At 35.6% G+C, this 8,595-nt stretch carries 9 protein-coding genes and 1 pseudogene; 4 read left to right on the top strand and 6 right to left on the bottom strand.

Translation table 11 applies throughout. The features are described from left to right. Nucleotides 1-220 precede the first annotated feature (220 nt). Nucleotides 221-502: a hypothetical protein gene (locus tag K0U91_RS05350; protein WP_220178676.1), complete on the bottom strand. Its 282-nt coding sequence runs from the start codon at nt 500-502 to the stop codon at nt 221-223. Between the two features lie 23 nt (nt 503-525). After that, a complete protein-coding gene (locus tag K0U91_RS16210) occupies nt 526-654 on the bottom strand; it encodes a hypothetical protein (protein ID WP_258561813.1) in 129 nt (42 codons plus the stop codon). Between the two features lie 728 nt (nt 655-1,382). On the opposite strand from K0U91_RS16210, the pseudogene K0U91_RS16205 reads away from it, so the two are divergent. The 3 genes and pseudogenes from K0U91_RS16205 to K0U91_RS05335 all read left to right on the top strand — a co-directional run. Beyond that, nucleotides 1,383-1,523: pseudogene (locus K0U91_RS16205) on the top strand (hypothetical protein); the annotation flags it as partial. A gap of 259 nt (nt 1,524-1,782) precedes the next feature. Next, a complete protein-coding gene (locus tag K0U91_RS05340) occupies nt 1,783-2,010 on the top strand; it encodes a hypothetical protein (RefSeq protein WP_220178675.1) in 228 nt (75 codons plus the stop codon). Between the two features lie 372 nt (nt 2,011-2,382). Continuing rightward, nucleotides 2,383-2,676, top strand: coding sequence for a hypothetical protein (locus tag K0U91_RS05335; RefSeq protein WP_220178674.1), 294 nt, complete (start codon nt 2,383-2,385; stop codon nt 2,674-2,676). A 24-nt stretch (nt 2,677-2,700) separates the two neighbouring features. Here the strand turns inward: K0U91_RS05335 and K0U91_RS05330 are convergent, their stop codons facing one another. The 4 genes from K0U91_RS05330 to K0U91_RS05315 all read right to left on the bottom strand — a co-directional run bounded on the left by K0U91_RS05330 (nt 2,701) and on the right by K0U91_RS05315 (nt 6,482). Continuing rightward, entirely contained in the window at nt 2,701-3,051 is a 351-nt protein-coding gene (locus K0U91_RS05330; RefSeq protein WP_220178673.1) for a DUF1801 domain-containing protein, read from the bottom strand. Between the two features lie 19 nt (nt 3,052-3,070). Next, nucleotides 3,071-4,909: an ABC transporter ATP-binding protein gene (locus K0U91_RS05325; protein WP_219970082.1), complete on the bottom strand. Its 1,839-nt coding sequence runs from the start codon at nt 4,907-4,909 to the stop codon at nt 3,071-3,073. Between the two features lie 50 nt (nt 4,910-4,959). Further along, complete coding sequence (locus K0U91_RS05320) at nt 4,960-5,883, bottom strand: M28 family peptidase (RefSeq protein WP_220178672.1); 924 nt, start codon at nt 5,881-5,883, stop codon at nt 4,960-4,962. Nucleotides 5,884-6,092: 209 nt separating this feature from the next. Then, complete coding sequence (locus K0U91_RS05315) at nt 6,093-6,482, bottom strand: DUF4293 domain-containing protein (protein ID WP_219970084.1); 390 nt, start codon at nt 6,480-6,482, stop codon at nt 6,093-6,095. Between the two features lie 143 nt (nt 6,483-6,625). Here K0U91_RS05315 and rho point away from each other — a divergent pair, with 143 nt between their 5' ends. Next, nucleotides 6,626-8,515, top strand: a complete 1,890-nt coding sequence (gene rho / locus K0U91_RS05310) for a transcription termination factor Rho (protein ID WP_219970085.1) — start codon at nt 6,626-6,628, stop codon at nt 8,513-8,515. Nucleotides 8,516-8,595 lie beyond the last annotated feature (80 nt).

The following is an 8,595-nucleotide window of genomic DNA, read 5'->3' as shown; positions in this document are numbered from 1 at the left end:
TCACTTATCCATTTCATTGCAACTTATAAAGAAAATTTAGTCGTTTACAAATATGATTTTTCATATTGGCTTACTATTCAGAGTTAAGGTTTGTGCGTATGCAAAAGATAACCCAATGAATCCACATCACAAGATAAGGCATCCAATGCGTTGTACGGACGATAAAAGAGAATGGGATAATAAACAAATGAAGGGTGCTAAGCACCCTTCATCTTTTTAATTAGTTAGGAATTTCATACAGTGGATTACCGCATGAGGTTCCGCCTGCATTTTCGAAGAGATTATGAGTGTTGACCCCATCAGACCAGGTGCACACTTCCGTAATAACGTCCGGCTGACATGATTTTTCTGTCATAATACATTTTTCTACAGGTGCCAGTGGATCAAAACGATAACCGTTTTCCACTAAACTGTTTTCCTTCACAACGCTTATAGCGTACGCACTTCCTGCGCCTAAAAGCAAAACTGCTAAGGGCAATGCGATTTTTCTCATTTTTTTCATGATGATAAATTGAATATTGGTGCCTACTCTTGGTTCAGGTTTTCGGCTTCCCCTGAAATGAAATGCTGGGTGATGTTCTGCGCAAAACGATATTTAATGATTTCATTTCCTGTTAATACATAAAGATGCTGATGTGTAACGTGATATTGCATCTTTTTTTCCCCTCGCTACCGCACGAATCCTTTCGTGGTAGTTTTTGATTTATCAAACATTATTTTGAAGGCGCAAAAAGATTTGCGAGCAGACTGATGGGGCAGTGAGATACGAAGACCCTTCAGTGTTGTATACTAGCAAAACAGCTGAATATACCCCGCTACCGCACGAATCCTTTCGTGTGGCAGTTTGTTTTATTATCTGCAGGAATATCTAAGGAACGGCAACATTTATTATGAATTTTTAGTCAGAATCCACATAATTTTCTCAAGTCTAACTTTTGGAGACCCCTCGCTACCGCACGAATCCTTCGTGTGGTAGTTTTTAATTTATCAAACTTTTATTTTGCTGAAATCAAATACTTATCAGCAGACTGATGGATGAGGCAGTGAGATATGAAGATCTTCAGTGTTGTACACCAACAGAGCAGAAGATGAAAAACCTTCTGCGAAACCTGCAGATGCACAAGCTTATTTCAAAAGTATCTGGAAAAAAAAGATCTTAGACAAAATGTTTCTGTGTAATTAAGAGAAAGAACTTGGAGCCCTGATTTATATTATCTTCATGGGGACTATCTGGGAACGGCAACATTTGTAACCAATTCTCAATCAGAAGCCACCCAATTTTTCCTAAATTTACCATTCGGAGAAACGATGATGGAGCAGATGAATGGCTCGTATGATAATCCATTTAAGTTAATGCCAAGGAATTAGATGATGATACGGGACTGTATTATTACGGGGCTAGGTATTATAATCCTAGATTAAGTATTTGGTATGGTGTCGATCCATTGGCAGTATATAATCCAGTGATGGAAACGGAGTTTTACGGAGACGGACAGCACAATGGTGGAGTTTTCTACTGGGGGAATTTAAACCTTTATATTTACACTTATCAAAATCCAATTAAATATATTGATCCTAATGGAAAGCAAAAGACAGGATCACAGGAAACTAAAGGTAGTGGCTACAGAAGTAGCAGCACGAAGAGGAACTACAAGAAAAGAAGCCAACGGAAGTGACAAAATATTTTGATGTAAAAAATGTAGTTATCCAACGAGGGAAAAGAACCACAGGTAAATATAAAGGATTAGTTCCAACACCTATAACAATTAAAGTAAAATAATAATGAAAATAATATTAAAAGATTGGAAAACCGGGTTTGAAAAGGTAACTCTTACAAAATTACAAATTAATATACTTGGCATTTCTTTGAGAGATGCAGAATTTAATGTGGATTCTATCTTAAATGGAGATGAAGTTATTCTAAATGTTGAAGATGAATTTTTAGCTCAGAAGTTTATTGAAAAAATAAGTGAAATCCGGGTAAACTTTCAAATTTTTGAAATTACTTGATAGAATGACGTAATTAGAATTTACTAATGAAACCAATAGAATAAGGTAAATCCGTTAAAAGAATTACGAATTCTCCGTATGCTTTCGTTTGGAACGATACTGTCAACTATGCCGATCCTTCAGGAATGATGGGAGAAAAGAAAGGTGGTCCGGGAGATGGAAAACCTGATCCTAATAAAATATGTGGACCCTAAGGTGGTACCCCACGCTGGCGCGAGCGTCTCGCTCGTGCTGGTATATAACACAAAAACCTCGTAATTGCGAGGGCTTTTATTATAAAATAGATTGTATTTTTCTTTTGACAATAAAAGCGTTGATGAAGGAAAAATGGGTAGTGGATATTTTATCGTAACCGCATTTAAACATTAATAAATGAATTTTATAAAAGATTTTCCCAACTTGTTTCAGTTTTTTGGAGGTTATTTTCCAGATTCTGATTTGGATAACTTAACCGATGAAGATATCGTGTCTAAATATGTACTACAGCATTTTTTGAATAATGATTACAAAAAAATAGAAGAATTAATAGTAGATATTGAGAGATTGATAAACGGTATTGATAGTTATTGGGTAGAAGTTGGTGATGAGGCAAACCGATATTTTGAAAACTCACAAGATGCACTTAGATGGCTGAATATGATTAAAGTAGAATTAGATAAATTGTAATTGCTCGTATAATAATATTTGAATTCAAATATTATTTAACTCCTTAACCTCACCAATAACACTCAAAATAAAGTCAACACGCAAATCCTCATTCATATCAATCAAAAGGATTTTAAACTTCTTTCTGCCTTCTGAGATCAGTTCCGGGTGATCTAGTCGGTCGCCGTGATAAAAGCTGATGTAATGTTTCCTATATTTTTTGCTGTAATACAGATAGCAGAGCATTTTCTTTTTAAACTTAAAAAAAGGCAGCCCGAAGCTCAATGTTTCGGTAATATTTATAGGATCAGATTCTAGAATTTTCTTTCTTAAAAACAAAAGAGTACTTCTTTCAGGTTCGTCAATTCTGAAGAAATACTCTTGTATCGAGTTCATTTAATTAATTTAGAAACCTTTAATTAAAATTCTGAAGCTCTACCAATTTATAATATGTTCCGCGTTTCGCCATCAATTCATGGTGAGTCCCCTGTTCCATAATGTCCCCTTTTTCCATAACAACGATCCAGTCGGCTTTTTGGATGGTAGAAAGTCGGTGTGCGATGATTAATGATGTTCTGTTGGCCATCATTTTTTCAAGGGCATCTTGCACGAATTTTTCTGATTCTGTGTCTAATGCTGACGTTGCTTCGTCCAAAATCATGATCGGCGGGTTTTTCAAAACTGCTCTGGCAATAGAAATTCTTTGTTTTTGTCCACCGGAAAGTTTTCCGCCATCGTCTCCGATGTTGGTTTCGTAACCATTTGCTAGCTGGGTGATAAAAAGGTCTGCATTCGCAATTTTAGCGGCAGCTACTACCTCTTCTTTTGTTGCGTCTGGTTTACCCATCAAAATATTGTTGTAAACCGTATCGTTGAACAAAACAGACTCCTGAGTGACCATACCTAATAGCTTTCTGTATTCTTTGAGCTTTAAATGCTTAATGTTGGTTTCATCAATTAAAATTTCGCCTTCAGAAACATCATAAAACCGTGCTAAAAGATTGGCGATGGTGGTTTTTCCGCTTCCGCTTTGCCCGACAAGAGCTACTGTTTTTCCTTTTGGGATGGTCAGGTTAAAGTTTTTTAGAATCAGATTAGACTTATCATAATAGAAGCCAATATCTTTGAATTGAATATGAGTATCCAGATTATCTATGGAAACCGGATCTGCAATTTCTTCGATTTTCATATCCGCATCAAGAATTTCCAAAACTCTGTGTAAAGAAGCTTCACCTTTCTGAACATTAGATATAGAAGTTGATAAACTTTTTACAGGAGGTAAAATCTGGAAGAAAATACCCAGAAAAACAAGAAAATCGGCTGGTGAGATGCTTTGTTCTACAATGATCTGTTTTCCGCCATACCAGGCAATGATTAAAAAGGTTACCGATCCTAAAAATTCGCTCATTGGAGACGCCAATTCCTTTTTTCTTCCCAATCGTATTGAGCTGTTGATCCATTTTTGCATCGACTGCATAAAACGGTTATCCATTATTTTTTCTGCATTGAAAATCTTAATTACTTTATTGGATTTCAGAGTTTCATCAACAATAGAAAAAATATTTCCCATCTCATGCTGGGCTTCGTGAGAATCTTTTTTAAGGCTTTTCCCGATTAAAGCAATCATAGTACCCATTACAGGCAATACCAAAAGCGAAAAAAGAGTCATCTCTGCACTAAGAAAGAATAAAGTAATCAATGTACTGATTAGCATGAAGGGCGCATTAATCAAATCTACTAAGCTTCCTAAAATATTACCTTCCACATCGCCTACATCATTTGACATACGCGACATCATGTCACCTTTTCTGCTGTCTGTAAAAAAGGATACCGGTAGTGAAAGTATTTTACGATACATCGCCCCACGAAGATCTTTGGTAACTCCTACACGATAATTAATGAGCAAAAATGATCCAAGGTATCTGAAAATGTTTCTAAGTAAAAACATAATAGCTGTGATAATACACAACCATGCAAGTACCTGCAAAGCGCCATGCTGTGTTACCAGACTTTGTACATAGTAATTGGAATATTCTTTCAAATATGTAAAGAAGTCTAAAATCTCACCGGAAAAAACAGGAGCAGATTTGTATTTTTCCGGTTTGATCGTGCCGAAAAGCATTCCTAAAACAGGTAAAATAGTCCCTAATGAAGCAATTTGAAATACAGAATATAACAAATTGAAGAATAAACTTCCGTAAATATATTTCTGATGTGGTCTTGCGAATTTTAATATTTTTTTATATTCGTTCATTCAGTATAATTGGATAGCAAAATTAATTAAAATATAATGATAAGACGTTTTTAATTGAATTTTACTTTATCAGTATACTTCGGATTAAAATTTTTAGGAGTCAGTTTTTCTAAAGTTTTCCCGAAATTATTAATGAGTAATGTAAGGTTTTCAAAATCAACAATGTTGATGTCATCATTAACCTGATGATAATGCTTAATTTTACTCATATCAGCAGTCGAAATAGAGTGGGCAATTATTTTTTTCTTCACAAAACTCACATTATCTGACCTGTAAAACAATTGTTCTTTTGCATAAGGATCAGGATAAATTTTTAAGCCGTTTTCTGCATTTTGATTAAATAAATCGTCGAGGTCAGAAAACTCGTCACCGGTTATAAACACTGCATTTTTACCAAATTCAGATTCTGTTGCTACCATTTCGAAATTGAAAAGTGCAGATAAATTACTGTATATTTTGTCTAAATTTTTATCTGCGGCAATTGCTGTAGATCCCAGCATTCCTTTCTCTTCACCATTGAATGCCATGAAAACCATTGAAAATTCTGGTTTTTTATTTTTGAAATATTCTGCAATCCCTGCCAATGTTGTAATTCCGCTGGCATCATCATCGGCACCATTGTAAATATTATCGCCGGGTTTATCATTGCTTCCTATATGGTCAAAATGTCCCGAAAAGCCTAGCGTTTTTTCGGATTTACCTTTTCTAATTCCGCATACATTGTAAGCCGTTTTTCCCTTGTAATCAAAAGGAACGAGATAAGAATTACCTGTGCAGTATTCTAGATTATTTTCTTTGAAAAGCTTTGCAATATAATTGGCAGCATTGTCATTTTCAGCGGTTCCGATTTCGCGGCCCCTCATTTCGTCGGAAGCAAGAATAGAAATTACGGTTTTTACTTTTTCTGACGAGATGTCCTGTGCAAAAGCTGTTGTCGAAAGAAAAGACAAGATAAGATAAGGTAGTTTTTTCATATATAAAATATTTTTAATTTGATATGTCGTTCTTGTATTTAAAATGTTGCGTTCAATCTTAAAATAAAACAATAAAAGATCAGCAAATTTAAAATAAAAACTAACACCTATGAGCGAATCTTCATCAATATGTAGTTTTGTGACAATGAGAAAACAAAAAACAGCTCCCAAAAAGAAGCTGTTCTTACTCAAAAAAAATCATTGTAAGGTTATCGGAGTCTGTCTACAGATTTTACGAGCCTCTCATCTTTCTTGATAAATAGGTTTGCCAAAAGCAAACAGATTACCGCAATCAACGGGAAAACCGGCTCAATACCCTTCTCAGGAAAATCTATTCCTCCGGATAAGTTTTGTACCCAATACACCAATATACCAATCAACAAAGCGTTTATAATGATGCTGATATTATTCAGCATGATCTGTCTTTTTCTGTTTTTAAAGCTAAACAAACTGAATGCACCTACCAAAACCAAAACAATTGATGAGATGCTTATGATCGGGACATTTCCGAAAACTTTTACATCCTGTCCTGTAATGTATAGGAAAGCCGCTGCTAAAACGGATAGCAAAATCCAAATAGTCTGTATTCTTTGTAACATAGAATCTAAATTCAACAGCAAAAATAACATAAATTTTGCACAATTCAAAAATAAGTGTAGATTTGCAATATACAATGTACTTGAAAACAAAAGTCACCGGACTTACTTTTCTTACTCACAACTAATTACATTTTACTTTAAATATGTTTAACATAGAAACGTTAAGGTCAAAATCCGTAACGGAATTGGCTAAAATCCTAAAAGATTTGGGCGTTAAGGTTGCAAGAAACAGCAACGATAATGATAAAATCTTTGCCGTTCTTGATTTTCAGGCTTCTAACCCTAAAGTTACAAAAGACTACTTCAATACGACCGAAAGCAATACTGAGACTGATGAAAAACCTGCCGCAGCTGAAAAAGTGGCGAGAACTGCTCCCAAAAAACCGGCAACCAAAAAGCCCTCAAGACCAAAAGCAGAAACTCCGACGGATGCAGAACCTGCTGTAATTGCAGAGCCTGCAGAGGACAAGGAAGTTATAGCGGAAGCAATCGTAAAAGAGCCTGCAAAAGGTTCTATTGAAGAAAGACCTGCAAGTAATACATCAAAACAAAAGAGAAAAAGAGTTCCTACTACAAATACAAATGCACCTGAAAATCAATCTCAGGAAAAAGAGGAAACTCCAATAAAATCAGACTCTTCGGAAGATGCTCCGGCACCTTTACAAGGAAGAGAAGAAAGACCAAAGAGACCACAGCAAAATCAGCCTCAAAATCAAAAAGGTCCGAATCATTCCCAGCAAAACGGCGGAAATTCTCAAAATGCTGGAAATCCTCAAAATAGAAATCAGAATAATAATCAGAATCCTAACCAAAATCCTAACCAAAGCCAAAATATCAATCCTAATCAGAACCCCAACCAAAATCAGAACAGAAATTCTGACAGACAGGAAGAATCTGAGTCAAGAAAGGAATTCAATTTTGACGGATTGGTGAGTATTGAAGGGGTTTTAGAAATATTACCGGATAACTACGGGTTTTTACGCTCTTCAGATTTCAGCTATATATCTTCACCGGATGATGTGTATGTTTCGACCGCACAGATCAGAAATTTCGGATTAAAAACAGGCGATAATGTAAAAGGTATTGTGCGTTTGCCAAAAGAAGGTGAAAAGTATTTTTCTTTATTAAAACCGGTAGAAGTTAACGGACGCGATTTGGCATTTATCAAAGACCGTGTTGCTTTTGAATATTTGACACCGCTTTTCCCGGAAGAAAAATTTAACCTTTCAGGAGATAATTCTACGATGTCTACAAGAATCGTCGATTTATTTGCGCCGATCGGAAAAGGGCAAAGAGCAATGATTGTTGCCCAGCCAAAAACCGGTAAAACAATGTTGTTGAAAGATATTGCCAACACCATTGCTGCCAATCACCCAGAGGTCTATATGATGGTACTTTTGATCGACGAGCGTCCTGAAGAAGTTACCGACATGGAAAGAAGTGTCAATGCAGAAGTAATCGCTTCAACATTTGATGAAGCTGCAGACAAACACGTCAAAGTTGCCAACCTTGTTTTAGCGAAAGCTCAGAGAATGGTAGAATGTGGTCACGATGTAGTTATTTTGCTAGATTCAATTACTAGATTGGCCAGAGCTTACAATACCGTAACTCCGGCGTCCGGAAAAGTTCTTTCGGGTGGTGTAGATGCAAATGCTCTCCATAAACCGAAAAGATTTTTTGGTGCAGCGAGAAAAATTGAAAATGGAGGTTCATTAACAATTATAGCCACAGCATTGATTGATACAGGTTCTAAAATGGATGAGGTTATATTTGAAGAATTCAAAGGTACCGGAAACATGGAACTTCAATTAGATAGAAAAATCGCCAACAGAAGAATTTATCCTGCGATTGACCTGGTATCTTCAAGCACAAGGAGAGATGATTTATTGCTGGATGAAGTTACTTCGCAGAGAATGTGGATTTTCAGAAAGTATCTCTCAGAAATGAATCCTATTGAGGCAATGGAATTTGTCAATAAAAATATCAGAGGAACTCTGAACAATGAAGAGTTTCTGATGTCTATGAATAGATAAGAAATTACATCCATAAAAGTATATAAAAACCGCATCATAGCGGTTTTTTTTATTTATAATTTGTAAATCTGATTATTATT

The sequence above is a fragment of the Chryseobacterium sp. LJ668 genome (genome assembly GCF_019613955.1).
Taxonomy (GTDB): Bacteria; Bacteroidota; Bacteroidia; order Flavobacteriales; family Weeksellaceae; genus Chryseobacterium.
Note: the sequence above shows the minus strand (reverse complement) of the source record. Positions and strands in the feature narration are given on the sequence as shown.

Bases quoted from the DNA above. Each gene is read 5' to 3' on its own strand.
- K0U91_RS05350 (WP_220178676.1), bottom strand. From the start codon at position 502: ATGAAAAAAATGAGAAAAATCGCATTGCCCTTAGCAGTTTTGCTTTTA.
- K0U91_RS16210 (WP_258561813.1), bottom strand. From the start codon at position 654: ATGCAATATCACGTTACACATCAGCATCTTTATGTATTAACAGGAAAT.
- K0U91_RS05340 (WP_220178675.1), top strand. From the start codon at position 1,783: ATGAAAATAATATTAAAAGATTGGAAAACCGGGTTTGAAAAGGTAACT.
- K0U91_RS05335 (WP_220178674.1), top strand. From the start codon at position 2,383: ATGAATTTTATAAAAGATTTTCCCAACTTGTTTCAGTTTTTTGGAGGT.
- K0U91_RS05330 (WP_220178673.1), bottom strand. From the start codon at position 3,051: ATGAACTCGATACAAGAGTATTTCTTCAGAATTGACGAACCTGAAAGA.
- K0U91_RS05325 (WP_219970082.1), bottom strand. From the start codon at position 4,909: ATGAACGAATATAAAAAAATATTAAAATTCGCAAGACCACATCAGAAA.
- K0U91_RS05320 (WP_220178672.1), bottom strand. From the start codon at position 5,883: ATGAAAAAACTACCTTATCTTATCTTGTCTTTTCTTTCGACAACAGCT.
- K0U91_RS05315 (WP_219970084.1), bottom strand. From the start codon at position 6,482: ATGTTACAAAGAATACAGACTATTTGGATTTTGCTATCCGTTTTAGCA.
- rho (WP_219970085.1), top strand. From the start codon at position 6,626: ATGTTTAACATAGAAACGTTAAGGTCAAAATCCGTAACGGAATTGGCT.